Annotated in this window: 21 protein-coding genes; 9 read left to right on the top strand and 12 right to left on the bottom strand. The window is 39.8% G+C overall.

What is annotated here, in order from left to right:
• Nucleotides 1-35: 35 nt before the first annotated feature.
• The 3 genes from glpC to glpA are packed head-to-tail and all read right to left on the bottom strand — an operon-like array spanning nucleotide 36 to nucleotide 4,283.
• Entirely contained in the window at nucleotides 36-1,319 is a 1,284-nt protein-coding gene (glpC, locus tag K7G93_RS08720; protein ID WP_226690923.1) for an anaerobic glycerol-3-phosphate dehydrogenase subunit GlpC, read from the bottom strand.
• Complete coding sequence (glpB, locus tag K7G93_RS08715) at nucleotides 1,316-2,602, bottom strand: glycerol-3-phosphate dehydrogenase subunit GlpB (RefSeq protein WP_224046422.1); 1,287 nt, start codon at nucleotides 2,600-2,602, stop codon at nucleotides 1,316-1,318. Before glpB ends, glpC begins: the two co-directional genes overlap by 4 nt.
• Nucleotides 2,592-4,283 (bottom strand): anaerobic glycerol-3-phosphate dehydrogenase subunit A, encoded by a 1,692-nt coding sequence (glpA, locus tag K7G93_RS08710; protein WP_115323347.1) that lies wholly within the window; start codon nucleotides 4,281-4,283, stop codon nucleotides 2,592-2,594. Before glpA ends, glpB begins: the two co-directional genes overlap by 11 nt.
• Nucleotides 4,284-4,575: 292 nt before the next feature.
• Between glpA and glpT the strand changes: the two genes are divergently transcribed.
• The 7 genes from glpT to K7G93_RS08675 all read left to right on the top strand — a co-directional run bounded on the left by glpT (nucleotide 4,576) and on the right by K7G93_RS08675 (nucleotide 13,264).
• Nucleotides 4,576-6,021, top strand: a complete 1,446-nt coding sequence (gene glpT / locus K7G93_RS08705) for a glycerol-3-phosphate transporter (RefSeq protein WP_049215811.1) — start codon at nucleotides 4,576-4,578, stop codon at nucleotides 6,019-6,021.
• Nucleotides 6,022-6,109: 88 nt separating this feature from the next.
• Nucleotides 6,110-7,036, top strand: a complete 927-nt coding sequence (locus K7G93_RS08700; RefSeq protein ID WP_226690924.1) for a YncE family protein — start codon at nucleotides 6,110-6,112, stop codon at nucleotides 7,034-7,036.
• 27 nt (nucleotides 7,037-7,063) lie between these two features.
• Nucleotides 7,064-8,140: a glycerophosphodiester phosphodiesterase gene (gene glpQ / locus K7G93_RS08695; protein WP_049215814.1), complete on the top strand. Its 1,077-nt coding sequence runs from the start codon at nucleotides 7,064-7,066 to the stop codon at nucleotides 8,138-8,140.
• A gap of 524 nt (nucleotides 8,141-8,664) precedes the next feature.
• The gene (locus tag K7G93_RS08690; protein WP_223667707.1) at nucleotides 8,665-9,351 is read left to right on the top strand and encodes a hydrolase; all 687 of its coding nucleotides are present in this window, start codon (nucleotides 8,665-8,667) and stop codon (nucleotides 9,349-9,351) included.
• An 88-nt stretch (nucleotides 9,352-9,439) separates the two neighbouring features.
• The gene (locus K7G93_RS08685) at nucleotides 9,440-9,721 is read left to right on the top strand and encodes a DUF1427 family protein (protein WP_160531598.1); all 282 of its coding nucleotides are present in this window, start codon (nucleotides 9,440-9,442) and stop codon (nucleotides 9,719-9,721) included.
• Nucleotides 9,702-11,597, top strand: coding sequence for an amidohydrolase (locus tag K7G93_RS08680; protein ID WP_226690891.1), 1,896 nt, complete (start codon nucleotides 9,702-9,704; stop codon nucleotides 11,595-11,597). Before K7G93_RS08685 ends, K7G93_RS08680 begins: the two co-directional genes overlap by 20 nt.
• An 83-nt stretch (nucleotides 11,598-11,680) precedes the next feature.
• The gene (locus K7G93_RS08675; protein ID WP_226690892.1) at nucleotides 11,681-13,264 is read left to right on the top strand and encodes an MFS transporter; all 1,584 of its coding nucleotides are present in this window, start codon (nucleotides 11,681-11,683) and stop codon (nucleotides 13,262-13,264) included.
• A gap of 317 nt (nucleotides 13,265-13,581) precedes the next feature.
• On the opposite strand, the gene yqfB is transcribed toward K7G93_RS08675, so the two are convergent.
• Both yqfB and K7G93_RS08665 read right to left on the bottom strand, forming a co-directional pair.
• Nucleotides 13,582-13,896, bottom strand: coding sequence for a N(4)-acetylcytidine aminohydrolase (yqfB, locus tag K7G93_RS08670; protein WP_226690893.1), 315 nt, complete (start codon nucleotides 13,894-13,896; stop codon nucleotides 13,582-13,584).
• A gap of 10 nt (nucleotides 13,897-13,906) precedes the next feature.
• Complete coding sequence (locus tag K7G93_RS08665; RefSeq protein WP_226690894.1) at nucleotides 13,907-16,222, bottom strand: Tex family protein; 2,316 nt, start codon at nucleotides 16,220-16,222, stop codon at nucleotides 13,907-13,909.
• A gap of 168 nt (nucleotides 16,223-16,390) precedes the next feature.
• Between K7G93_RS08665 and greB the strand changes: the two genes are divergently transcribed.
• Entirely contained in the window at nucleotides 16,391-16,867 is a 477-nt protein-coding gene (gene greB / locus K7G93_RS08660) for a transcription elongation factor GreB (protein ID WP_049215830.1), read from the top strand.
• Between the two features lie 307 nt (nucleotides 16,868-17,174).
• Here the strand turns inward: greB and K7G93_RS10475 are convergent, their stop codons facing one another.
• The 3 genes from K7G93_RS10475 to K7G93_RS08650 form a co-directional block, all read right to left on the bottom strand.
• Entirely contained in the window at nucleotides 17,175-17,450 is a 276-nt protein-coding gene (locus tag K7G93_RS10475) for an alpha/beta hydrolase (protein WP_258691308.1), read from the bottom strand.
• A gap of 19 nt (nucleotides 17,451-17,469) precedes the next feature.
• Nucleotides 17,470-17,706 carry an alpha/beta hydrolase-fold protein gene (locus tag K7G93_RS10470; protein ID WP_258691307.1) on the bottom strand — a complete coding sequence of 79 codons (237 nt, stop codon included), beginning with the start codon at nucleotides 17,704-17,706 and terminating at the stop codon, nucleotides 17,470-17,472.
• Nucleotides 17,707-17,951: 245 nt separating this feature from the next.
• Nucleotides 17,952-18,515, bottom strand: a complete 564-nt coding sequence (locus tag K7G93_RS08650) for an acetate uptake transporter (RefSeq protein WP_049215833.1) — start codon at nucleotides 18,513-18,515, stop codon at nucleotides 17,952-17,954.
• A 248-nt stretch (nucleotides 18,516-18,763) separates the two neighbouring features.
• On the opposite strand from K7G93_RS08650, the gene adhE reads away from it, so the two are divergent.
• Nucleotides 18,764-21,388 carry a bifunctional acetaldehyde-CoA/alcohol dehydrogenase gene (adhE, locus tag K7G93_RS08645; protein ID WP_226690925.1) on the top strand — a complete coding sequence of 875 codons (2,625 nt, stop codon included), beginning with the start codon at nucleotides 18,764-18,766 and terminating at the stop codon, nucleotides 21,386-21,388.
• 125 nt (nucleotides 21,389-21,513) lie between these two features.
• Here the strand turns inward: adhE and K7G93_RS08640 are convergent, their stop codons facing one another.
• The 4 genes from K7G93_RS08640 to K7G93_RS08625 are packed head-to-tail and all read right to left on the bottom strand — an operon-like array spanning nucleotide 21,514 to nucleotide 26,386.
• Complete coding sequence (locus K7G93_RS08640; protein WP_226690895.1) at nucleotides 21,514-22,572, bottom strand: ABC transporter ATP-binding protein; 1,059 nt, start codon at nucleotides 22,570-22,572, stop codon at nucleotides 21,514-21,516.
• Between the two features lie 21 nt (nucleotides 22,573-22,593).
• Nucleotides 22,594-24,291, bottom strand: a complete 1,698-nt coding sequence (locus tag K7G93_RS08635; RefSeq protein ID WP_115323337.1) for an ABC transporter permease — start codon at nucleotides 24,289-24,291, stop codon at nucleotides 22,594-22,596.
• Nucleotides 24,292-24,293: 2 nt separating this feature from the next.
• Nucleotides 24,294-25,382, bottom strand: a complete 1,089-nt coding sequence (locus K7G93_RS08630) for an ABC transporter ATP-binding protein (protein ID WP_223667690.1) — start codon at nucleotides 25,380-25,382, stop codon at nucleotides 24,294-24,296.
• Nucleotides 25,383-25,396: 14 nt separating this feature from the next.
• A complete protein-coding gene (locus K7G93_RS08625) occupies nucleotides 25,397-26,386 on the bottom strand; it encodes an ABC transporter substrate-binding protein (RefSeq protein WP_115323335.1) in 990 nt (329 codons plus the stop codon).
• Nucleotides 26,387-26,722 lie beyond the last annotated feature (336 nt).

Raw genomic sequence — 26,722 nt, 5'->3', positions numbered from 1 at the left:
CCCATAAATGTGCGTAAATTGCTTACGCATAGTTCCTATTTATCATTGTTTCCTAATGCCATTGCTAATAAAGTAATCGGGTGTAAACAAGTCAACTGAGTTGACATATCAATCTGCCATTTACAAGTTTCACATTCCGATATCACGTAATCAAACCCACCTTCATTAATGTACTTAAATAATGGATTACCAATAGCCTGTGAGACCTCATAGTTTTCAGCTTTAAAACCATAAGTACCTGCAATTCCGCAACATTGTGATGGTAACATCACAATTTCAAGACCTGGGATTTGTTTTAACACTTCTAATGTATAAGGTGCCCAACCTGCTTTTTCCACATGGCAAGCAGTATGATAAGCCACGCGTAATGGCAGTGTTTTAAATGGAAAGGTTCTCCCTGCTTGTAGTAATTGATACAAATATCGTGTCACAATATGTACATGTGGGCGTACTTTTTGGTTATCCATACCTAAAATGTGATGATATTCATCACGTAAATTCATGGTACAGCTAGAAGAAGTCCCTACAACCTCTAAACCACGTTCATCAATCGTTTTACCCAAATATTTTAAGTTAAACTCCGCTTGTTTTTTCGCTCTCTCAGGAAAGCCGTTTACGGATAATGGTAAGCCACAGCACTTTTCTTTTTCCAGTAATACCACACCAATATCAAGTGCATTAAATACTTGGATAAGCTCTTTACCAAGTTGTGGATTGTTATAATTGACATAACAGCCATGATAATAGGCTACTTTGTCTTGATATAATGCTTGTTCATCTGCTGCGTGTTTTAAATACCAATTACGGAAAGAACCAAAAGAATATTTTGGTAACGTACGATACTTACTGACACTTAATGTTTTTTCAAGCAAGAAACGAGTTGCTTTTAATCCCGTAATAGTATTCACAATAGGTGCAAATGGCGTATTCATTTTGCCCATAATGTCAGTATTACTGAGAACCGCATCACGCAATTTATGCATGAGAGGCTTATTTTGGCGCTCAACATTATTATTTCGAGCACGAACAATTAAATCACCAATTTTTACATCTGAAGGACAGGCAACTTCGCAACGCTTGCAATTAGTACAGTATTTTAAGGCTTCATCATACAACTCCGCACTTTTTAGGCGTAAACGTTCGCCATCTGGTCCCGCTTGTTTTGGACCTGGATAAAATGGATTTTGGCGAGAAACAGGACAAACAGCTGTACAAGCAGTACATTTAATACAACTTTCAAAACTTTCATCAATATGTTGATGTACCACTGGTGCTGCAGCACCTTGTTTCGCACTTTCAATTAGCTGTTGAATATTCATATAGCACCCCCAATTTGCTCTGCAACGACAAATGCCGTAATCACAGCAACCCCAGATCCACAGCCCAATTCAATCCCATTAAAGCCACCAAGCACATTACCGATTGCATATAAATTCTCAAAAGACTGACCGCTCTTTTGTACTTGGCATTGAGCATTAATTATCACTCCAGCAGCCTGATAAGGCTGTGATTCTGCAAAACGATGATGCGTCCATGTCATCCGATTAGACGAGTCAAATTGTGTATATCCAATAATGTCAGCATTGAAAATAGGTTCATAAATCTTGTCAAAGTCAGCGACTAGCCCTTTACTAAAAAAACTACCACTGGCAAGAACAAAATGTTTTGCTGTAATTGGTACTTCTTGATGTAAATGAGTATAGACTTGTTTTACTTGGTTATTTTCTACATTTGCCTTAATGACTTTGTCACCATTCATCATAAATCCACCCAATTGTTTAAAATATTGAGTAAGTTGTTTATGTTGACGCATGCCTAACAAAGATGGCGGTAATGTTGGCAGTTCAAACAGCTCTAGCTGTGTTGCTTCTTTAAGTGCTATAAAAAACGCTTGTGTTTCTAAACCGAAACAAGCAGGTAAAAAGACTGCTTTTGCTCCTTGCGCCGCTTCTTTGATCTCACGTACTAAATCACTAAATGCTAATTTATGTTCTAAGAGCTGAGCAATATTTACACTACGAAATTCACGAGAGTTATTACGCAAATGATCTAGTTCAGGGATACTCAAAAAGCCCGTAGTTACTTCGCAATGGGAAAATTGTGGATTTTGAACTAAATTATCGGCTAATAATTGTGGTTGGAAGTCGTGGTAGCCTTCAATACCGAGTATTGCAATTTTACGATGAGAGAAAATCTCCCCCTCAGCCACAGTAGGCACACTGTTCGGCGATAACCAAGTCTGGCGTAAGCTGCCTAATGGCGTGACACGTAAATGGTTTTTTTCGCTTGAGCCTACTAAACCAAGATTTAATTGCTGCGCTAATTGTTCAAACTTAAGCGCATTTGCCATGACCTTTTCTTTACCTATCACACAATAAGGATGTTGCGGTAATTGCTGATAAAGTGCGGTATAGTTTTGCTCAAAATGCTGAATTTGGCGACCGCTTGGTAACTGTCCAAGTAAATCCATCGAACCCGATGAAAAATCAATCGCTGCCTGGCCATTATTAATAATGACACATTGTTTACCCTGTTGCTGGAGAGCAATACCACATGTTAACCCCGCAAGCCCTCCTCCAATAATTGCTACATCAAAATTCATTGTCATCCGTCCCTTGCTGCGCTTGTTGTGCAAGCGGTTGTACATCATTAAGACCAAGCAGGCTGTAATAAACCCAAGAAGTAAATTCAGCCTCACGCGTAGCCTCTCCCCAACAAATCGGCTCAATACCACGCCAACGCTCCTCCATAAAAGAAGCAAGCTGTGTTGTGGATTGACGAGGGGTAGCAACCCCAAAACGAGACATTAAACCTGCAGCTCGACAAGCACAAAGCTCAGCCTGGCAAGTACCCATACCTACCCGAGTACGACGACGTAAATCGACTAAATTATTCACACTTAATTCATCAACTGCATAACGTACTTCACCAGCTGTCACTGCCTCACATTCACATACTAAAGTGCGATCAAGACGTTCTGTTTGTAATAAACGTGTAGCACGAGATCCATGACGATAAACAGCAGAATAACGAATGGTACTAGGTAAAGAAATAACACGTTTATTGGTTTCCAATCGACTCTCACTAGAGCCTGGTAAAACTTGTTTTGCGGTAGTACATTCCGCCGTTTTATTTAATTTTTTACAGACTAAATCGGTTGCCCATTCAGCCATCAAACGATAAGTCATTAACTTACCACCAGTAATAGTGATAAATCCTTCCAATCCATCACGTTCAGCATGATCAAGTAAGACAATCCCTCGACTCACATTACGTCCTGACGGATCATCATCTGTTGCAACTAGTGGACGAACACCAGCATAAGCACGTAATACTCGAGTATGGCGCAGTGATGGGGCAAGTTTTTCACCTTCTCGGAAAAGAATGTCGACTTCTTCAGGCGTGACAATCATATTGTCAATTTGATCATAAGGAATGCGGCTTGAGGTGGTGCCAATCACGCAAATAGTGTCACCTGGTACTAAAATATCGGCATCTGCGGGTTTACGACAACGGTTAATCACCATTTTATTAATACGATGTCCCATTACAAGCAATGCGCCTTTAGCAGGGAACATACGAATTTTCAGATCCGCATATTCAGCGATTCCTTGTCCCCAAATTCCTCCTGCATTTACAACAATTGGGGCAAAAAATTGACGTTGTACTTTATATTTATGATCGTAAACGCTCACGCCAATAACTCGACCCCCTTCTCGAATTAAATTTGTGACTTCACAATAAGTAAAAACACGCGCACCATTTTCAGTTGCATCTAACATGTTCGAAGCCGTTAATCGGAAAGGATCGATTGAGCCATCAGGTACAACGACAGCACCAACTAATTCAGGATTAACAGAAGGTTCTAACCGTTTTGCTAAATCTGGTTCTATTGCAACTGCTTCAATTCCAGAAGCAGTACAACTCTCAATAAATTTTTTCTGATAATCCAGATCATCTTCAGGTAAGGTAATAAATAGACCTTCTGTCTCATCAACACAATGACGAGCGATATTGCGCAGAATTTTATTTTCTTCAATACATTCTTTTGCGGATTCTTGGTCATTCACAGCATACCTTGCGCCACTATGTAATAATCCATGATTACGACCTGTTGCTCCTGTCGCAATATCTCTCCGTTCTAATAAAATACAATCAATACCGCGCAACGCACAATCGCGAGCAATCCCTGCGCCAGTGGCACCGCCACCAATGATAATCACATCTGTACTAATAGGACTTGTATCTGCGGTATTTTTATACATTTGAGGTGATATTTTCATCTTTCCTCTCCCACATAAACAAAAAACGCTCAAATAAACGATACTTCTGCTGTCATTTTAGGCTAAACACGCACAAACAAACAATCATTTGATTGAAAAAGAAAACTCAATTGTGACAAATATCACAATTTATTTTCTAAACTGTGCAATCACACAATATTTTTTGTGAAATCACTCACAAATTAGCACAATTTCGCTTTTCAGTTTTTTCTTTTCCCTTATTATCTGTGTAAGATTCTTGTTAAGAGAATGTTTTCGTTTTTTTGTTTCGTTTAACCTATTGGAGAATTGTATGTTTGGTCCATTTAAACCCGCTCCGCATATTCCGGAGCTTCCAGCGGACAAAATAGATGCCAGATACCGTTTCTTGCGTTGGCAAGTTTTTGCAGGCATCTTTTTTGGTTACGCTGCTTATTATTTTGTACGTGCAAACTTTGACTTAGCACAAAAAGGATTGATTGAAGCTGGTATGTATAACAAAGCTGAACTTGGTATTATCGGTACTGGTGCAGGTTTAGCATACGGCTTATCTAAATTCTTCATGGCATCTATTTCTGACCGCTCAAATCCAAAAGTCTTTCTACCATTTGGTCTTTTACTTTCTGGTTTATGTATGACAATGATGGGCTTAATGCCTTGGGCAACATCAGGTATTGCTGTGATGTTCGTGCTTATTTTCTTAAATGGTTGGTTCCAAGGAATGGGTTGGCCTCCATGTGGTCGTACAATGGTACATTGGTGGTCTAAATCAGAACGTGGTTCTATCGTGTCTATTTGGAATACTGCGCACAACTTAGGGGGAATGGTACCTGGTGCAATGGTGTTACTCGCGAGTGCAATTTACTTCAGTACTCATGGGGTTGAAGCCACCGCTAAGGACGTATGGCAACAAGCACTTTACTATCCAGGTATTGCTGCCATGATCGCCGCAATTCCTATCTATTTCGTGATGAAAGATACACCACAATCTTGTGGTTTACCACCAATTGAAAAATGGCGTAATGACTATCCAGATGACTATAATGAAAAAACATATGAACACGATTTAACAACAAAAGAAATCTTCGTGACTTATGTATTGAAAAATAAACTATTATGGTACATCGCAATCGCTAACGTGTTCGTCTATTTAATCCGCTATGGCGTATTAAAATGGTCTCCAGTGTATCTTGGTGAAGTCAAACACTTCAACATCAAAGGAACCGCTTGGGCATACACTATCTATGAATTAGCCGCTATTCCAGGCACACTACTTTGTGGTTGGGTATCTGACCATGTATTTAAAGGTAAACGTGGTTTGACTGGCTTCATTTTCATGATTTTAACTACCATTGCTGTAGTTGCACTCTGGATGAACCCTGCTACACCAGAATCTGAATTAGCACTCTATGAAGGCCATGCATGGTATGAAAACCCATATCAATTAACTGACTTTATCTTAATGACAACTATCGGTTTCTTAATTTATGGTCCAGTAATGTTAATCGGTTTACATGCACTTGAACTTGCACCTAAAAAAGCGGCAGGTACTGCAGCAGGCTTTACAGGCTTATTCGGTTACTTAGGTGGTACTGTATCTGCTTCAGCTGTCGTGGGTTGGGCAGCAGAGTTCTATGGATGGGACGGTGGTTTCTATGTCATGATCGCTGGTGGTGTATTAGCTATTTTATTAATGTTTATCACGATGATCGAAGAAAGCAAACATAAAGCAAGACTTGATGATCATTACGGTAAATAAGTAAGGTAAGAAAAAAGGAAGATATGTGAAACACATTCTTCCTTTTTTTATATAACTTACGCCAACACAAATTAAAAGGAGAATCCTTATGCAGCTCACTAAATTCACCTTTTCTTTCTCTCTCATTGCCACTTTATCATTAGGCTTAGCACAAACTGCGCTGGCAGCGGACACTTGTCAGTTACCCTATAAAACAGCGTTACCTGAATATGAATACAAATTAAATAAAGTCATGGAGGTTAACGGTCGACAAGGTATCACAACTGATGGTAAATACCTTTATGTGTCTGGTAGTACTACACTCGCCAAATACGATATGAATGGTAAGTTACTTTATGAAAATAAAACCCCTTTCATCGGTTATCAAAAAGAAGCTAATCACATCGGAGACATCGATATTTACAACAATGAATTGTACGTTTCATCAGAATGGTTTGCCGATGGTGTAGGCACTAATATCCAAATTGCAATTCATGATGCAGATACACTCGCGTTAAAACGTGCTTTTGACTTTAATCCCGACTCAGGTCAAGTAGAAGTGTCAGGGATTACAGTGGATACTGTGAATAAAAGCATTTGGATGGCGTCTTGGGTCGGTGAAGAGAGTGGTCGATATTTATACGAATATGATCTCGAAACAGGTAAATATAAACGTAAAGTACATTTACAACCTGTTCCACAATGGATTCAAGGGGTATTTGCGTATGAAGGGAAATTATACCTCACAGCTGATGATGGCACAGCAGACGAAAAAGAACATGATCATTTATATCGCGTCGAGATTTCAGATAAACATAATGAGGGACGTGTTGTCTTAGAACGCACCTTAGATGATGTAAAAGATTATGGTGAAATTGAAGGATTAGTGGTTAATCCAATGACTAAACAAATGATTATCCATTCCAACCGTGGCAAACAAATTGTTTTAGGTATGCCAAAAGGTTTCTATCCCGGTTATGATCGTGAAATTAACGAGCTTTATTTCTACGATATAAAACCAAGATGTGAAAAATAATAACTTGATTAACAAGAGGACCTATCTATGAAATTAAAAGCAATCGCTACCGCAATTGCGGTTTCAACATTAGCAGCTTGTTCAAGCCAAACTATGATGAGTAGTAGTGACAAATTAATTATTGCTCACCGTGGTGCAAGTGGCTATTTACCTGAGCATACTCTTGAATCTAAAGCATTAGCATTTGGTCAACAAGCCGATTATTTAGAACAAGATTTAGCGATGACCAAAGATAATCGCTTAATTGTCATTCACGATCATTTCTTAGATGGCTTAACTGATGTGGCAAAAAAATTCCCAAATCGAGCAAGAAAAGATGGTCGTTATTATGTAGTTGACTTCACTTTAAAAGAAATTCAAAGTCTAGAAATGACCGAGAATTTCAAAATGGAAAACGGAAAACAAGTTCAAGTGTATCCAAATCGTTTCCCTTTGTGGAAATCGCACTTCAAAATTCATACTTTTGAAGATGAAATTGAATTTATCCAAGGTTTAGAAAAATCTACGGGTAAAAAAATTGGTATCTATCCGGAAATCAAAGCTCCATGGTTACACCATCAAGAAGGCAAAGACATAGCTACTGCCACATTAAAAGTGTTAAAACAATATGGTTATGATACTAAAGACGATATGGTTTACCTACAAACCTTCGATTTCAACGAGCTAAAACGCATTAAAACCGAATTACTGCCAAAAATGGGTATGGATATTAAACTTGTTCAGTTAGTCGCCTATACTGATTGGCATGAAACCGAAGAGAAAAATGCACAAGGCAAATGGGTGAACTACGATTATGACTGGATGTTCAAACCAGGTGCTATGGCTGAAGTCGCTAAATATGCAGATGGTGTAGGACCAGGCTGGTACATGTTGATCGATGATCAAAAATCGAAAGTGGGTAACATTGTTTACACACCATTAGTGAAAGAATTAGCTAACTACAAAATGGAGCTTCACCCATACACAGTACGTAAAGATGCCCTACCTGCATTCTTCACTGATGTGAACCAAATGTATGATGCGTTATTAAATAAAGCAGGTGCAACAGGGGTGTTCACAGACTTCCCAGATACAGGTGTCGAGTTTTTGAAAAAACACAAATAATCGTCATTCAAGTATTAAAATAATATTACAAAAGGGGACGAAAAATCGGTCAATTTTGACAATGTTTTGTATTATGTCGTCGTTGTACAAAGACCAAAACCTCGTCTTAACCACAGTAAAACTTTAATGCCCCTAACTTCAAAAAACAAAGTTAAGGGCATTTCTTTTCGTTGATTTTAACTTATTTCTCTTTAAAACGACTATCTTTTCCCATCTTCCATTATTTTCCTTATTCTTGCGAACAATGGTATCAAGACATTATCAGCTTATGATTATTGATGCTGTTTTAAAACTCGTTTCAAATAATTTGTTCTTAGGTGTACTCATATTTATTAAATACACCAAATCACCAATAAAAGAAGGACCAATTCAATGTAGTTGCACTCATATTATTTCCTAATACGAAATAAATAATCAATAAAACATACATTTATTCACCATTTAAAAATAATTATACTTAGCGCTCAACAGGTCGGCCGATTTGTTACTGCGAAAGTATTTTTATTTTTTAATGGAGAATGACCATGTCAAATCGTAAATTTCTTGAGGTTTTAACCCCAGAAAACAGCCAACTTATTTTTATTGATCACCAACCACAAATGGCGTTTGGTGTTCAATCAATCGATCGCCAAACCTTAAAAAATAACGTGGTTGCATTAGCAAAATCAGCAAAAGTATTTAATATTCCAACAACAATTACCACCGTTGAAACTGATGGTTTCTCTGGTCACACGTACCCAGAATTATTAGCGGTATTCCCTGATCACAAAATCCTTGAGCGTACTTCAATGAACTCTTGGGACGATCAAAACGTGCGCGATGCGTTAGCAAAAAATGGTCGTAAAAAAGTGATCGTTGCAGGTTTATGGACAGAAGTGTGTAACTTAAGTTTCGCTTTATGTGCAGCCTTAGAAGGCAACTATGAAATCTATATGGTTGCAGATGCATCAGGCGGTACTTCAGTAGAAGCACACAAATATGCGATGGATCGCATGACTCAAGCAGGCATTATTCCTGTCACTTGGCAGCAAGTATTGCTTGAATGGCAACGTGATTGGGCGAAGAAAGATACCTATGATGCAGTGCTTGATATCGTGAAAGAGCATTCAGGTGCTTATGGTATGGGTGTTGACTATGCTTACACCATGGTTCACAAAGCGCCTGAACGTGTTGAACATGGTGAGCGTATCGGTCCAAATCCTGCGAAATAATATCGCTTAAAATTTAATGCTTAATAAAGTGCGGTGTGATTTTGCAAAAATTTGTCAAAATCACACCGCTTGTTTTATAGGTGATCGAATGAAACTTTATCTTCTCACATTTGGTGTAGGTGTCTTAGTTGGTGTCATCTATTATGCTTTAGATGTTCGCTCTCCTGCACCACCTATTGTGGCATTAGTCGGGCTGCTCGGAATTTTACTCGGCGAGCAAATGATCCCCGTCGCAAAACAGCTGTTTAAAGGCAATGATTTTGTAAATGCTTGCCACGCCACTCAAACAACGGAGCATGTTTTGGGTCAATTACCGGGTAAACATTCATTACACATAAAAGGGGAAAAGAATGACAACACAAATTCCTGATCTCATTTTCTATAACGGAAAAATCACCACGCTTAATCGTGCACAACCTGTTGCTCAAGCGGTTGCGATCAAAGACGGCAAATTTTTAGCAGTGGGTAGCGATGCGGAAGTGATGCCACTTGCCACTGAAAAAACACGTTGTATCGACCTGAAAGGCAAAGGTGTTCTGCCAGGCTTATTTGATAATCATACCCACATTATTCGTGGTGGTTTGAATTACAACTTAGAATTACGTTGGGACGGCGTACGTAGCCTTGCTGATGCAATGGCAATGCTCAAAGCTCAAGTGGATATTACGCCTGCACCGCAATGGGTGCGTGTGGTCGGTGGTTTTACGGAACATCAATTCGTAGAAAAACGCCTGCCAACTATTCAAGAAATCAACGCTATTGCGCCAGATACGCCAGTCTTTATTTTGCACCTTTATGATCGTGCACTATTAAATGGTGCCGCATTAAGAGCGGTCGGTTATACCAAAGATACGCCAAATCCTGTGGGCGGTGAAATTCTGCGTGATAGTAAGGGCAATCCAACGGGATTATTATTGGCTAAACCGAATGCGATGATTTTATATTCAACCCTTGCTAAAGGACCAAAATTACCGTTTGAGTATCAGCTTAATTCTACTCGCCATTTTATGCGTGAACTTAATCGCTTGGGCATAACGGGCGTGATTGATGCGGGCGGCGGTTTCCAAAATTATCCTGATGATTATGAAGTGATTCAAAAATTATCGGATGAAAATCAGCTCACGGTGCGTATTGCCTATAACTTATTTACGCAAAAGCCAAAAGAAGAGAAAGAAGACTTCTTACGTTGGACATCTTCGGTGAAATATAAGCAAGGTACAGACTATTTCCGTCACAATGGTGCGGGGGAGATGTTGGTGTTCTCAGCAGCAGACTTTGAAGACTTCCGCCAACCGCGTCCAGATATGCCGCCTGAAATGGAAGGCGATTTGGAAGAAGTGGTGCGTATTCTTGCCGAAAACAAATGGCCTTGGCGTTTACACGCCACTTACGATGAAACGATTTCTCGTGCCTTAGATGTGTTTGAGAAAGTAAATAAGGATATTCCACTAAAAGGCATTAACTGGTTCTTTGACCATGCGGAAACCATTTCACAAAAATCCATTGACCGCATTGCCGAATTAGGCGGTGGCGTTGCTGTACAACATCGTATGGCATATCAAGGGGAATATTTTGTCGAGCGTTATGGTGCGGTTGCCGCAGAAGCGACACCACCTGTTAAACGTATTTTGGAAAGCGGCGTGAAAACATCGGCAGGAACAGATGCAACCCGTGTTGCTTCCTATAATCCTTGGGTATCGCTCTCTTGGCTCACTACAGGTAAAACCGTTGGCGGTACGCGTTTATATCCACAACGCAATTTACTTGATCGTGAAACCGCTCTGCGTATGTGGACGGAAAATGTGGCTTGGTTCTCTAATGAAGAAGGCAAACGTGGACGTATTGAAGTAGGGCAATTTGCCGATTTCATCGTGCCAAGTAAAGATTACTTTACTGTTCCAGAAGATGAGATTTCTTTCTTAACCTCACATTTAACCGTTGTGGGTGGGCGTATTGTGTTTGGTGATGGAGACTTTGCTTCCTTAGATGAAAATCCACTTCCGCCAGCGATGCCAGATTGGTCACCAACTCGCAAATTTAAAGGCTTTGCCGCTTGGGGCGATCCTGAAGGTGCAGGCAAAAACTCACTTTCACCAATTCGCCAACAAACCATTGCTAGCTGTGGTTGTGCAAGCTCTTGCGGATTACATGGACATGATCACGCAAAAGCTTGGGGATCATCTATTCCAAGTTCAGACCTAAAAAGTTTCTTCGGTGCATTAGGCTGTTCTTGCTGGATGGTATAAGTTAAGTGCGGTCGGTTTTGGGGGAATTTTAAATACAACGTGCAAATTCTCCCCCAATTCCGACCGCTTGTTTTGGAGATAAAATGAGCGTATCAGAACAAAGTGGTTTTGCACCGCTAAAACAAAAGCTCTTCTTAGTGTTATGGATTGCCACCGTCTTGGGTAACGTGGGGAGCTTTATTCGAGATATAGCAAGTGGCTGGTTAATTACCGATCTTTCTGCATCACCAGCAGCCGTTTCCCTTATTCAAGCAGCCACCACCTTACCGATTTTTCTACTCGCCATTCCTGCGGGCGTGATGGCGGATATTTTAGATAGACGTAAATTCCTTATCGGCATTCAATTTATCCTCGCATTTAGTAGTGCAAGCTTAATGTTCCTTTCCGCCACAGGTTTGCAGTCCGTCACTACGCTAGTGTTATTTACCTTTATCGGTGGCGTTGGTGCTGCTTTAATGGTGCCTACTTGGCAAGCTATTGTGCCTGAATTGGTTTCTCGTGCTGATTTAAAAAATGCCGTTGCACTCAATTCATTAGGCATCAATATCTCTCGTGCCATCGGGCCAGCTATTGGTGGTCTAGTTTTAGCCCAACTTGGTGCTTCGTTTGCCTATGGCATTGATGTGCTCAGCTACGCTTTCGTGATTGCCGCCTTGATCTGGTGGAAACGTGCGAAAAAAGAAACGGACGAACTGGCAGAGAATTTCACAGGGGCATTTCGTGCAGGCTTACGTTACGCACGCTCAAGCAAAGCCTTGCATATCATCTTATTTAGAGCGATTTTCTTTTTCCTATTCGCCAGTGCAGTATGGGCGTTGTTGCCTTTAGTGGCTCGCCAATTATTAGAAGGCACCGCAGGTTTTTACGGTATTTTATTAGCGGCAGTGGGCGTGGGAGCGATTATCGGGGCAGTTTTATTACCGCGTTTAAGAAGACGACTAAATTCCGACCAACTTTTACTCGGTGCAGCTATTCTCAGTGCCATTGTGATGGGCTTTTTAGCTCTCTCACCGCCCAAATGGACAGCCATTCCTGCTCTTTGCTTACTTGGTTTCGCTTGGATAACGGCACTCACCACGTTAAACAGCGTTACTCAAGCTATCTTACCGAACTGGGTACGTGGTCGTTCCTTAGCAATTTACTTAACGGTGTTCAACGGGGCGATGACCTTGGGTAGTTTAAGCTGGGGAGCGGTGGCACAATACATCGGTTTACCAAGCACCTTAGTGGTTGCAGGGATTGCCTTAGTCATTGCTAATGCGTTGGCATACCGCAAAAAATTGCCACAGGGCGAAGACGATCTCAACCCGTCTAACCACTGGGAGCAACCTCATACCCATTCCGATGTGGCACTTGACCGCTCACCAGTAATGATTCAGGTGGAATACCAAATCAAATCAGAAGACCAATCGGCTTTCTTAAGCAAGTTACACCAACTTGCTGAACAACGCCGTAAAGATGGCGCTTATGCGTGGGGCGTATTGGAAGATGTGGAAAAGCCAAATCATTTTATCGAATGGTTCTTTGTGGAAAGTTGGGCAGAACATTTACGCCAGCACCACCGAGTTTCTCAAGCAGATGCTGATTTACAAGCAGAAGTAAATGCTTTCCACCAAGGCGATAAACCGAAAGTGAAGCATTTTGTCGGTGCGCAGAAAACGTATTAATCACAACTATTAAATAGAGCAAAGGATTTGAGTCACTTGCTCTATTTTTATTCCATAATACACTCCTCATACTGTATTTATAAGACAGCATCCACATATTTTACGTGTCACTTTGCCAACAAATCGCTCATTTTTACTCTCTTTGATTTTTCGTTGAACTGACAAATAATACTGAGGTTTTATACTTATAAAAAATCCTTGTCAGTCGTTAAACTTACAAGGATTGTAGATTTTTTAGTGCGATAGGTCTTTTTGCAACTGCTACATAATGCTGAGAAATGTTAAACATTCTGACCGCACTTTATTCATATCTAATATTACTTCACTAACTCAAATTCAATCACCCAAAATTGCTCATCTTGCGGATAAATATCTTTAATCACCTGACGCAACTCTGGCAAGGTCATATTTTCTTGCTGGGCGTGTTGTTCTGACAAATCATCAAAATGAATTGGTGTCACTGATAGCACTTTGATTTTGGCAAAAAATCGATCGGTCTCATTGGTGTAAACCGCCAACACTTGATTTGGCTGAAAATACGATTCGGATTTATCACGAATGGTGATCGTTTTACGTCCCGCCAAAATGTCTTGTTCAAAGCGAGTGAAGAATGTGATTTTGTTCATATCCATATTATTTTCCTTACTTCTTCCAATTCTTCAATGCATCAGCAAAAGCATTGCCCATTGCATTGTTGCCAGCTGAGCGATCACGACCTTTTGTGGAAGGGTTGCTACGTGATTTTGTCGATAAAGTGCGGTCCGTTTTTTCTGAATTTTTTGCCGCACTTTCCTCTAAACGCATAGTTAGGGCAATACGTTTACGAGGCACGTCCACTTCAAGCACTTTCACTTTCACAATGTCGCCCGTTTTCACTACTTGATGTGGATCTTCCACAAATTTGTCAGAAAGTGACGAGATATGCACTAAACCGTCTTGATGCACACCGATATCCACAAAAGCACCAAAGTTAGTCACGTTAGTCACAGTACCCTCTAAAATCATACCTGGTTTTAAGTCGCTGATGTCTTCCACGCCGTCCATAAAAGTAGCGGTTTTGAACTCACCACGTGGGTCACGACCTGGTTTTTCAAGCTCTTTGAAAATATCCTGTACCGTCGGTAAACCAAACTGTTCATCAATGAATTTCTTCGCATCCAGTTGACGAACGGCACTCGCATTACCCATTAAATCTTGGATTGATTGCTCGGTCGCTTGCAAAATCTTCTCGACCACAGGATAAGCCTCTGGGTGAACGCCCGACGCATCAAGTGGATTTTTACCTTCTGCGATACGCATAAACCCTGCACATTGCTCGAACGCTTTCGGCCCTAAACGAGGCACTTTTTTCAGTTGATCACGGCTGTCAAAACGCCCGTTTTCATCACGGTATGCCACGATATTTTGTGCAAGAGTTTTGGTCATCCCTGCCACACGTGCCAATAATGGGGCAGATGCCGTGTTTAAATCGACTCCTACTGCATTCACGCAGTCTTCCACCACCGCATCTAACTTACGCGCTAATTGGCTTTGGTTCACATCGTGTTGATATTGTCCTACACCAATCGCTTTCGGTTCGATTTTGACTAACTCGGCTAAAGGGTCTTGTAAACGGCGAGCAATGGACACCGCACCACGCAAGGACACATCTAATTCTGGGAACTCAGCCGCTGCTAATTCAGAAGCCGAATACACCGATGCACCCGCTTCACTCACCACCACAGTTTGCGCTTGCCAGTCAGTGAATTGTTTCATCATGTCTTTGGCAAAGCGTTCTGTTTCACGCGATGCTGTACCGTTACCAATCGCAATCAGCTCTACATTATGTTTTTTACCAAGCTGATAAATCGCCAGTGCCGCACGTTCTACTTGTCCCGTATGTGGATAAATCGTATCCGTTGCCAGTAATTTACCTGTATTATCCACAACAGCAACTTTTACCCCTGTACGTAACCCTGGGTCTAAGCCCATGGTATTTTTCGCGCCTGCTGGGGCTGCCATTAAAAGTGCGGTCAGATTACGAGCAAATACGTCAATGGCTTCTTCTTCGGCTTTTTCACGTAAGCTACCCATTAATTCTGTTTCTAAGTGCAATGCAACTTTGATTTTCCACGTCCACGCAATCACTTGTTCACGCCATTTGTCAGCAGGTTGACCAGTGAAACGTACGCCTAAATGCTCACGAATAATTTCTTCACAGTAACTTTGACGTGCACCTTCTTCTTGTTCAGGATCAGCATTTAAACTTAATTGTAAGAAACCCTCATTGCGTCCACGGAACATTGCAAGTGCGCGGTGTGAAGGGACATTTTTAAAGAGTTCTTGATGATCAAAATAGTCTTGGAATTTAGCACCTTCTGCTTCTTTGCCTTCTAAAACTTTTGAAACTAACACGGCATTTTGTTGTAAATAGCGGCGAACTTGTGCTAAAAGAGAGGCATCTTCAGCAAAACGCTCCATTAAAATGTATCTTGCACCGTCTAATGCTGCTTTGCTATCTGATACACCTTTTTCACTATCGACGAAAGAAAGTGCGGTCGTTTCTGGATCATTTTCTGGACTGTTCCAAAGTAAATCCGCCAATGGCTCAAGCCCTGCTTCAATCGCAATTTGCCCTTTGGTACGGCGTTTTGGTTTGTAAGGTAAATATAAATCTTCTAATTCGGTTTTACTTTGGACCTGCTGAATTTGATTACGTAGTTCTTCTGTTAATTTGCCTTGCTCTTCAATGGATTTCAAAATAGTTTGACGACGATCTTCAAGCTCACGCAAATAAATTAAACGGGTTTCAAAGTGGCGTAATTGGGTGTCATCTAAGCCACCAGTGACTTCTTTACGATAACGCGCAATAAAAGGAATGGTATTACCATCATCTAAAAGTTGAATTGCTGCAAGAATTTGTTGTGGCTGTACGGTCAGCTCTGTGGCAATAATTTGACTAATTTGTTGATTTAACATAGAACGACTTCTTTAAAAATAACATGATAAAAATTGGCAATAGGATACTGTTTTTTAGGGTTAATTGATAGTTTTTCTCATTTTTGCACTGGAAAAATAATGCTAAACTAGCCTCTATTTAATCCATATTGAAAAGGCATAATCTCCTCATTAGACAAGAGAAAATATATGGCAAAATCAAATTATATTACTCGTTCAGGCTGGAACACGTTAGATCAGGAATTAAAATTTTTGTGGAAAGATGAGCGCCCTAAAGTCACACAAGCGGTTTCTGATGCCGCGGCATTAGGCGATCGCAGTGAAAATGCCGAATATATTTATGGTAAACGGCGCTTACGCGAAATCGATCGTCGTGTCCGCTTTCTCACTAAACGTTTAGAAGTCTTGCAAATTGTTGATTACCACCCTAAACAAGAAGGTAAAGTTTTTTTTGGTGCTTGGGTAGCGCTGGAAAATGAAGTCGGTGAAGAAAAACAATATCGGATTGTCGGCTGTGATGAGTTTGATCCTGCGAAAAATTGGATTTCAATTGATTCGCCTGTTGCGCGAGCGCTGATTGGTAAAGCCATTGATGATGAAATTAAAGTTGAAACCCCCTCTGGCTTAGTGATCTTTTATATCAATCGAATTTGGTATGAAAAGTAAGAGGCACATGGTCGTGCCTCTTCTTAGACTATTTGGTTCTATGCTGGGCAAAATGCTGTGTAAAGAAATGGGTGTGCTGTTCAATGGAATCCGTCCAATAAGCCCATGTATGTCCACCTGGTTTTTCGGTATAAGTATGTGGAATATTTAAATCCAATAATTTTCGATGTAATTCACGGTTTGGTTCAATAAAGAAATCGTCAATACCACAATCGATAATGATCTGGCTTTTCGTAAAAATGAGACTATGCGCTAAATCCTTAATGTTATAGTCATGCCAATGATCATTGACTACTGCTGCAATTCCCTAATTGTTTTTAAATTGTTCAATATTCACACCACCACTCATACTCCCAATCTGACCAAATACATATTGATTTTTAATGCCAATGTATAATGCACCAAATCCCCCCATACTTAATCCAGTAATCGCTCGCTGCTCTTTAGTTGGCTCTGTCGCATAATGCTTATCAATATAGTCAACTAACTCTTTTGCCACAAAAGTGTAATATTGAGAATCTTTTTTTAGTTCACTATCTACATACCAGCTATCATAGTTGCCATCTGGTGAAACATAGATCACACCATATTTGTCCGCCAATTTACCTAAGCCTGTTTTTTTCAGGATAATTGCGGTTATTACCAGACCAACCGTGCAGTGTATAAATCGTGCTGTATTTTTTCGCTTCAGTATAACCCTCAGGTAAAACAACTGTAACAGGTATATTTTTGTTCATCGCTTGGCTATAAACGTCAATATTTTTTTCACTAAACGCCACACTCGTTGTGGAGTAACAAAGCCCTAAAACAACACTAGAAATTAAAAGCACTTTTTTCATAAATAGCCTCTCTTATTTATGTCAGCGTAGATATCTAAAGATGAGATAAAGCCTAATATTCTCAATAATCAATATAGTTCCCTGTTGTACATAAAGCAAACAATTTACTGCGAGATTTTATATCAAGAAGGCATAAGCCGATTTCAGTAGACAAGAAAACTGAGGCAAAACGAACCGTACATAAATCAGAATAGATTAATAAAAAAGGGGCTTACATCAAGCCCCCTCTATGAATTATGAATACCTTACTTTTTTGCTCCAATTGGCAGAATTTCACGACCATAGGAGTCAATCAACATTTCTGCTGCTGCTAAATAAAATGCACACAAAGCAGTTACTAAACCTAAATAACCGCCGAAATTCACAATGCTGTGGTTTTCTGTTGCATCACCAATCGCTAATGCATAAAAAGTTAAGGTTAAGAAGAAGAAAATCGTTTGTAATGCACGTGGTTTACTAAAAGAAGCTAAGAACATCATCAAAGTAAATGTTCCCCAAACTGCTAAATACCAACCTACAAATTGTGGCGTCGTATTCCCTTTAAAGAAGATAACAAACAATGCCCATGACCACCAAAATGCACCATAACTAATAAAGGCGGTGAAGCCAAAAGTGTTACCTTTCTTATATTCAAACATGCCTGCAATAATTTGTGCAGTGCCACCAAAAGCAAATGCCATACCAAATACAAGACCTAAATTTTGTGCGTCAAAAAAACCACCATTAATGAGACTTAATAACCACGTTGTTAACGCAAAACCACATAGGCCTAATGGACCTGGATTTGCATAATTTTTTGCTGATGACATAACAAGTTTCCTTAGAAATAAATAAAAAATATCGGCTGATAAAAAGGGCGATAGTATCCATGATCTTTAACGAGAAATAAAGAGGGATAAGAAAAAATATTGTGTACAAAATAAGCACACCAAAAAAAGTTGATCAAAATCACAATTTCTGTGGATTTTGCCGATTATGCTACTTTTTAGGTATATAAATGACTATAATTTTTTCAGTTTAAATAATTCAATTTTATAAATCTTTAGGAGAAATTATGATGAGTCATACTGCTGAAAATACGCTTAGCCCAGCACAATCAGAAGTTAATCTACTGGTTGAAAAAGGATTAGTGGCGCTAGAAAAATTTCGCCAACTTAATCAACAACAAGTAGATTATATTGTAGCAAAAGCCTCTGTTGCCGCATTGGATCAACATGGTGTACTTGCGATGCATGCGTATGAAGAAACAGGACGTGGTGTTTTTGAAGACAAAGCCACGAAAAACTTGTTTGCATGTGAATATGTCGTGAATAATATGCGTAATTTAAAAACCGTTGGGGTAATTAGTGAAGATGATGTCACGGGTATTACAGAAATTGCGGATCCTGTCGGTGTTATTTGTGGTATTACACCTACAACAAATCCAACTTCAACTACTATTTTTAAAGCGCTTATCTCACTCAAAACCCGTAACCCAATTATTTTTGCTTTCCATCCTTCTGCCCAACAATCTTCTGCTCATGCTGCACAAATTGTTTATCAAGCAGCAGTGGAGGCAGGCGCACCTAAAGATTGTATTCAATGGATAGAAAAACCATCAATGGAAGGGACTGCCGCATTAATGAAACACTCCGGTATTGCCACAATTCTTGCCACTGGTGGTAATGCAATGGTGGAAGCCGCCTATTCTTGTGGAAAACCTGCATTAGGTGTAGGGGCGGGTAACGTGCCTGCATATGTTGAAAAAACAGCTGACATCAAACAAGCGACGCACGATATAGTGATGTCAAAAGCCTTTGATAACGGCATGATTTGTGCATCTGAACAAGCAGCAATTGTTGATCAGGAAGTGTATGATGAATTTGTGGCAGAAATGAAATCTTATGGTGTGTACTTTGTTAATAAAAAAGAAAAAACAATGCTAGAAGAATTCATTTTTGGTGTGAAAGCAAATAGTGCAAACTGCGGTGGTGCAAAATTAAATGCTAATGTAGTAGGTAAACCAGCCACTTGGATTGCTGAACAAGCAGGCTTTAAAGTGCCAGAAAAAACTAATATTTTAGCAGCAGAATGTAAAGAGGTCGGTGAAAAAGAACCACTGACTCGTGAAAAATTATCACCAGTATTGGCTATCTTAAAATCGACTTCGACTGAACAAGGATTTGCTTTATCAGAAGCAATGGTTAACTTCCATGGCTTAGGCCACTCCGCAGCAATTCATACGAAAAATGCAGATATTGCGAAAGCGTATGGAGAGCGTGTAAAAGCGATTCGTGTGATCTGGAACTCACCTTCTACCTTCGGTGGTATCGGTGATGTCTATAATTCTTTCCTCCCTTCTCTCACCCTTGGTTGTGGTTCTTACGGTAAAAATTCCGTAGGCAACAACGTAAGTGCGGTCAATTTATTAAATATTAAACGTGTGGGAAGACGGAGAAATAACATGCAGTGGTTTAAAGTACCTTCAAAAATCTATTTTGAACGTGATTCAATTCAATATTTACAATCCATGAAAGGCATGGAACGAGTTGTCATCGTCACCGATCGTACGATGGTGGATTTAGGTTTTGTGGAAAAAATTGCCAAACAAATTACTGCGCGTGGTAATCATGTCACTTATCAATTATTCGCCGATGTTGAACCTGATCCATCTATTGAAACCGTTCGTCGTGGTGCTGAGTTAATCCGCAATTATCAACCAGATACAATTATTGCATTGGGGGGTGGTTCTGCGATGGATGCTGCAAAAGTCATGTGGTTATTCTATGAACAACCCGAAGTGGACTTCCGTGACTTAGTACAGAAATTTATGGATATTCGTAAACGTGCCTTCAAATTCCCGCAATTAGGTCGCAAAGCACGCTTTGTTGGTATTCCAACAACCTCAGGAACGGGCTCAGAAGTCACTCCATTTGCAGTAATTACTGAAGGTGACAAAAAATACCCAATTGCTGACTATTCACTGACACCGACTGTAGCAATTGTTGACCCTGCATTTGTCATGAGTGTCCCAGCACATGTCGCAGCAGATACAGGTTTAGATGTATTAACTCATGCTACAGAAGCTTATGTATCTGTGCTTGCTAATGACTTTACAGACGGCTTAGCCCTACAAGCGATTAAATTAGTGTTTGAACATTTAGAACGCTCTGTCAAAGAGAAAGATCCTGAATCTCGTGAGAAAATGCATAATGCTTCAACTATGGCAGGTATGGCATTTGCTAACGCCTTCTTAGGAATGAACCACTCTCTCGCACACAAAATTGGGGGGCGTTTCCATACTCCACATGGACGTACTAATGCCGTATTAATGCCACATGTGATTCGTTATAACGGCACTCGTCCACAAAAAACAGCAACGTGGCCAAAATATAATTATTACAAAGCGGATGTAAAATACCAAGATATTGCTCGTATGCTTGGTTTACCATGTTCAACACCAGAAGAAGGGGTGAAAGCATTTGCTCAAGCCTGTTATGAACTAGCTGAGCGTGTTGGTATTAAAATGTCTTTCAAAGAACAAGGTATTAACGAACAAGAATGGATGGATGCACGTCGCCAAATTGCGTTAGCGGCTTTTGAAGATCAGTGTTCGCCAGCAAACCCTCGTTTGCCTGTGGTTGCGGATATGGAAGTGATTTTAACTAATGCATATCATGGTTATCAGGCAAATCAATACTAATTTAGCTATCGACTAAAGTTAAAGTGCGGTAAAAATTTCATAAATTCATACCGCACTTTTTAAGTAAACAAATAGAAAGCGCTGCATTCGCAGCGCTTTATTTGCGTTATTTAAACCAATAATCCTTACTCAGCTGGATACCAATGCAAGCGGCTAAATGCGATCTGGCAAGCTTCTCCTTCTTTTGGACCTGCGTCACGTCGTCCTTTCTGTATACGCAATTCTTGTTGACCAATTACGATACTGTAATCAACGACCTCACCTAAATAAGAACGGCGTTTTACGACACCAGGAATACCACCTTGATTTACAAAGTCGATTTCTGATGGACGAGTCGCTAAAATAGCCTGGCCTTGCTGAATCAGTTCGCTAGCAGGTGCAGGATTAATCGCAAAATGTCCTTCAACACCTGCAAAAGATACACCTTGTGCAGACAAACTAACATTTAGCTGATTAGAAAGCCCAATGAAATTAAATACAAATTTATTGGCAGGATTATTATAGACATTTAACGGTGTATCAATTTGTTCAATCATCCCTTTTTTCATTACCAAAATACGATCTGATAACGCCATAGCCTCTGCTTGGTCATGTGTAACATAAATAATCGAAAAACCAAATTTACGTTGTAATGCCTTGATTTCAAAACGCATTTCTTCCCTTAAATGCGGGTCTAAACTCGACAAAGGCTCATCTAATAACATCACATCAGGATTCAATGCCAGCGCACGTGCTAACGCAACTCGTTGCTTACCTCCACCCGATAGATCATCTGGGCTTTTATCTGCTACTTTCAATAAATTAGTATGCTTTAGTGCCTCGTTAGTACGTGTTTCGATTTCTTGCTTTGACAAATTTTTCAACGTCAAAGGAAAGGCAACATTGTCATACACTGTCATATGTGGCCAAACTGCAAAGGCTTGGAATACCATACCAAAGTTTCGCTTTTCAGGTGGTAAATAGAAGTTTGTCACTTTAGACGAAAGCAAACGCTCCCCGACACGAATTTCTCCACCATCCAGATCCTCAAAACCCGCAATCATACGTAATGTGGTAGTTTTGCCGCAACCAGAAGGACCTAGCATAGAAAAACATTCGCCTTTTTCAATCGACAAACTTAAATCTGGAATCGCAATGACATCACCGAATTTTTTCATTACATGATTAAGTTGAATATAACTCATAGTTTTCTCCTTAAAATTCGGTTATTTCTGTGTTTTCTTCTCGGCATAACGTTTAATTACCGTTTGCCCAAACACAATAATAATCAACGCGATACCTGCTAGTGCAGCGGAATAAACCGTTTCACCATCTTCGTTGAGGGTATAAATCGCGACACCAATCGTCCGTGTAGAAGGTCCATATAACATGACAGAGACGGTTAACTCACGTAATGCAGGGAGGAAGATTAAGAAAAATGCAGCAATCATACCTGGACGAACTAAAGGTACAACCACATCTTTTAAAGACTGCCACATACTTGCACCACAAGCGCGCGCGGCTTCAACTAATGAATCATGGACTTGCTCTAATGCAGCAGAGTTAGCTTTCAAGGAGAATGCCATATAGCGTGCAATATATGCGATCAAAATAATCCAAACGGTATTGTATAAATTAATACCAAACTTACCACTCCAAGCTAAGATCACCCCTAACGCAATCACTGAGCCTGGTACAGAGAATGGCAACATACCTAAAAACTCTAAAATGCCTTTCCCTTTTACACGCATTTTCACGATGACATAAGAAATCATCACGCCTGCAAACATAGTGATCACCGCAGCAGCTAAGCCGAGCAAGACACTGTTACGAATTGCATCTTTAGTCAACTGCCAATCAAACAAGATAAATTTATAATTATCTAACGTGAGGTTTTCCCAAGTAATTGGTAAGCCGTAGGTTTTTAATCCACCCACAATAAAGATAGTCACTGTCGGTAAGACAATAGTGAATGCGATATAAAGCAAGCAGATGATTAATAATGGCATTCTTAACCCTCTGAGCTTCACTTCAACAGGACGGAAACTTTTCCCTGCAATAATTTGGAAACGTCCTCGATTTAGAATTTTATTTTGCAACCAAATGATTAATGCTGCTGTAGCAACCAGTACTGTTGCTAAAACGGTACCTGTACGAATAGCTTCAAAACTGCCCGCACTTTGATGAATACGTTCATAAATCAACGTTGGAATATTAAAAATCCCATTTTCGACCCCTAATACCGCAACTGTACCAAAGTGAGCCATAGAATACAGCATGATCAGTAATGCACCTGACACAATACTCGGCATCACTAATGGAATCGTAATTTTGCGAGTAATCGTAAATAAACTAGCACCAGAAATCCGTGCCGATTCTTCTAGTGTTGGGTCCATTCGTTCAAGTGCGCCACACACTTGAATAAAGACAAATGGGAAAAGGTACATGGTTTCTACTGCCATAATACCAGCGTAGCTATAAATATTGAAAATCGGTTCTTCTAAACCAAAGGTATCCATGAAGAAACGATTAATATAGCCTGCACGAGGAGAAAGTAACATTTTCCAAGCTAATGCACCAATGAAGGAAGGTAGCATAAACGGTACCAAAAACATTACTTTCATAAAACCTTTATAAGGCAAATCCGTTCTCGTTACTAACCAGGCAAAAAACGTCCCGACGATGGTGCTCATGATTGTCACACCAACCGCAATAAATAAAGAGTTTAGTAATGCCTCATAAGTTTCTTGTTGTTTTAAAATCATCACCACATCAGTGATATTAAATTGCCCATTAACCCAAAAAGAATTAATAAAAATTAATAGCACAGGCACTGCGACAACAATCACTAAAATACCAATAGATAGGGCAAGAATTGCATTTGCCACATTAAATGGACTTTTTTTCTGAATAACCGCTGTCATTGTTATTCCCTCCCTTGCTGAACAGCTTGTTGTTCGTCGGCAAACCAAAGTAAATCGTGGAAATTCACCACACAATTATCCCCCTCAGTAAACATCAAATCATGCTGCAAGGCGGTATTTGTTGAAACTTCTGTACGCAATAACACACCATCAATATCAATCATGTAATCCATAATTGCACCAAGGAAACTGGCTCGTACAATCTTGCCTTTTAACCCACTACCTGTCTTGTTTAATATAATATCTGATGGGCGGCAACCTAGTTTCCCATTCTCAGCAGGTAGGTCTGCCCATTCGATCCTTTGCATACCTTGTCCAACAAAATGCTGTCCTTGTTCATAACGCACGGGAATAAAATTGGCTAATCCCATAAACTGAAATACCATCTCATTGGCAGATTTCTCATAGATTTCCCATGGTGTACCAATTTGTTGAATATGGCCCTCTTTATCCATGATGGCTAAACGATCTGAAATAGCGAGTGCAATTTCCTGATCATGTGTTACATATAAAATAGTAATACCTAATTTCTTTTGTAACTCTTTGATCTCAAAGCGCATTTCTTCTCGCAAATTCGCATCTAAGTTATTTAATGGTTCATCAAGTAACATCAAAGAAGGTTTTGCGACTAATGCTCGCGCTAATGCAACACGCTGTTGTTGCCCACCAGAAAGCTGTGAAGGTAAACGCTGTTCTAACCCTGTTAAATTGACTAAATCAACAACATCCATCACTTGTTGCTGAATCACTGCTTTATCTAATGCTTTCAACTTTAACGGATAAGCTATATTGTCAAATACCGTCATATGTGGCCAAACTGCGTAGTCTTGAAAGACTACGCCTAAACTGCGCTGATCTGGCTGAATATCAATACCCGCTACGGGATCAGAAACAACATGTTCATCAATTAAAATGCGCCCAGCATCTGGCACTTCAAAGCCTGCAAGTAAGCGCAATAACACGGTTTTCCCACAACCAGATGGTCCAAGAAGGGTAAAACATTCACCGTCTTTTACTACAAGCGATAAATCTTTTAGCACTTCATTTGAGCCAAATGCTTTACTGACGTTTTCAAAGGTGATTGTTGCCATAAAGCACTCCTGTTTTATTGACGACCTTGCAGAATTTGGGCAAATTTTTTCACGGTTTCCTCTTTCTCTGTCAAGATAGCTTGATAATCAATTGGAATAGCGCGACTAATGGCATCTTCTACCGTTGGCATACCTTCTAAAGTCGTAATTCCTTTACGTACAGGCAAAGTTCCCTCATGAGCAATAATTTTTTGTGCATCTTCAGATAATAAGAAATCAATGAATTTTTGTGCGGAAGCTGGATTCTTCGTGCCTTTGAAAATCGCTGCTGGACTTGGAATCACTAACATTTCTTTTGGATAAACTAATTTAAGCTGAGCGCCTTTTTTAATTTTATCATTTGTAATATAGTCCACTGCTAATGAAGCTAATAAGTCACCTGAAGCGGTATCATCGATAACTTGGCCAGATCCTTTACCTACTTTGCCCTTATTGGCTTTGATTTTTTCAAAAAACTCCCAACCAAATGTCGACTTCAATAAGGCAACACTCATATAAGAGGTACCAGATAATGCTGGATTAGCAATCCCAAATGCACCTTTATATTTTGAGCCAGTAATATCCGCCCATTCTACTGGCGGCTCTTTAACAAATCTTGTGTTATAAGCAATGCCTAATGTCCCTAGACGAATTGGGGTAAAAGACCCATCAAAGTCAGGTAACGGATTAACAATATGCTCAACTTCAGGGGAAACATAGGTTTTTAACATACCGTTTGCTTTCATTTTAAAGAAATCGGGTACTTCGCTAGTCCAAATCACATCAGCCATAATTTGACCAGATTCTTTTTCTGCTGCAATTTTTGCCATCAATTTTCCTGCACCCGCTGATTGATAATCCATTGCAACCTCAGGGTGTTTTTCATTAAATTTTGCTTTTAATGCACCAATTAAAGATTCTTTCATTGAAGTGTATACAATGAGTTGTTCATTCGCTTGTGCAACATTAACCACCGCCATACCTAATCCAAGTGCAATAATGGCTGAAGATAATTTTTTATTCATAATCTACCCCTTCCTCTCTCGTTATTTATCAAGTCAATTAATTGATAATACTGATTAGCCTAGCTCATACTCTGTATGAAACTTAACCTACAATAACGCTCAAAATAACAAAAAAAAAGACCGCACTATTACACCAAAAGGAGTCAAAACCGACTCATTTCTAAGAGTACAATAGGTCAAATCTAACTCATTTTAGTTATCATAGTATGGTGGGGAGAAATGAGTAGAAAAAAAGTCTATAAATGACTCAAAAAATAAGCTAAGTAATTAAAATTTAAATTTTATTTTTTTGAGTTCGATCACAAAAAAAAGCACATAGCTACGAAAATTTTGGGT

This window comes from Pasteurella canis (genome assembly GCF_020810675.1).
Lineage (GTDB): Bacteria > Pseudomonadota > Gammaproteobacteria > Enterobacterales > Pasteurellaceae > Pasteurella > Pasteurella canis.
This window is presented reverse-complemented; position numbering and strand designations above follow the sequence as displayed.

Excerpts from the sequence above, each read along its gene's own strand:
- glpC (WP_226690923.1), bottom strand. The coding sequence starts at position 1,319 with ATGAATATTCAACAGCTAATTGAAAGTGCGAAACAAGGTGCTGCAGCA.
- glpB (WP_224046422.1), bottom strand. The coding sequence starts at position 2,602 with ATGAATTTTGATGTAGCAATTATTGGAGGAGGGCTTGCGGGGTTAACA.
- glpA (WP_115323347.1), bottom strand. The coding sequence starts at position 4,283 with ATGAAAATATCACCTCAAATGTATAAAAATACCGCAGATACAAGTCCT.
- glpT (WP_049215811.1), top strand. The coding sequence starts at position 4,576 with ATGTTTGGTCCATTTAAACCCGCTCCGCATATTCCGGAGCTTCCAGCG.
- K7G93_RS08700 (WP_226690924.1), top strand. The coding sequence starts at position 6,110 with ATGCAGCTCACTAAATTCACCTTTTCTTTCTCTCTCATTGCCACTTTA.
- glpQ (WP_049215814.1), top strand. The coding sequence starts at position 7,064 with ATGAAATTAAAAGCAATCGCTACCGCAATTGCGGTTTCAACATTAGCA.
- K7G93_RS08690 (WP_223667707.1), top strand. The coding sequence starts at position 8,665 with ATGTCAAATCGTAAATTTCTTGAGGTTTTAACCCCAGAAAACAGCCAA.
- K7G93_RS08685 (WP_160531598.1), top strand. The coding sequence starts at position 9,440 with ATGAAACTTTATCTTCTCACATTTGGTGTAGGTGTCTTAGTTGGTGTC.
- K7G93_RS08680 (WP_226690891.1), top strand. The coding sequence starts at position 9,702 with ATGACAACACAAATTCCTGATCTCATTTTCTATAACGGAAAAATCACC.
- K7G93_RS08675 (WP_226690892.1), top strand. The coding sequence starts at position 11,681 with ATGAGCGTATCAGAACAAAGTGGTTTTGCACCGCTAAAACAAAAGCTC.
- yqfB (WP_226690893.1), bottom strand. The coding sequence starts at position 13,896 with ATGGATATGAACAAAATCACATTCTTCACTCGCTTTGAACAAGACATT.
- K7G93_RS08665 (WP_226690894.1), bottom strand. The coding sequence starts at position 16,222 with ATGTTAAATCAACAAATTAGTCAAATTATTGCCACAGAGCTGACCGTA.
- greB (WP_049215830.1), top strand. The coding sequence starts at position 16,391 with ATGGCAAAATCAAATTATATTACTCGTTCAGGCTGGAACACGTTAGAT.
- K7G93_RS10470 (WP_258691307.1), bottom strand. The coding sequence starts at position 17,706 with ATGAAAAAAGTGCTTTTAATTTCTAGTGTTGTTTTAGGGCTTTGTTAC.
- K7G93_RS08650 (WP_049215833.1), bottom strand. The coding sequence starts at position 18,515 with ATGTCATCAGCAAAAAATTATGCAAATCCAGGTCCATTAGGCCTATGT.
- adhE (WP_226690925.1), top strand. The coding sequence starts at position 18,764 with ATGAGTCATACTGCTGAAAATACGCTTAGCCCAGCACAATCAGAAGTT.
- K7G93_RS08640 (WP_226690895.1), bottom strand. The coding sequence starts at position 22,572 with ATGAGTTATATTCAACTTAATCATGTAATGAAAAAATTCGGTGATGTC.
- K7G93_RS08635 (WP_115323337.1), bottom strand. The coding sequence starts at position 24,291 with ATGACAGCGGTTATTCAGAAAAAAAGTCCATTTAATGTGGCAAATGCA.
- K7G93_RS08630 (WP_223667690.1), bottom strand. The coding sequence starts at position 25,382 with ATGGCAACAATCACCTTTGAAAACGTCAGTAAAGCATTTGGCTCAAAT.
- K7G93_RS08625 (WP_115323335.1), bottom strand. The coding sequence starts at position 26,386 with ATGAATAAAAAATTATCTTCAGCCATTATTGCACTTGGATTAGGTATG.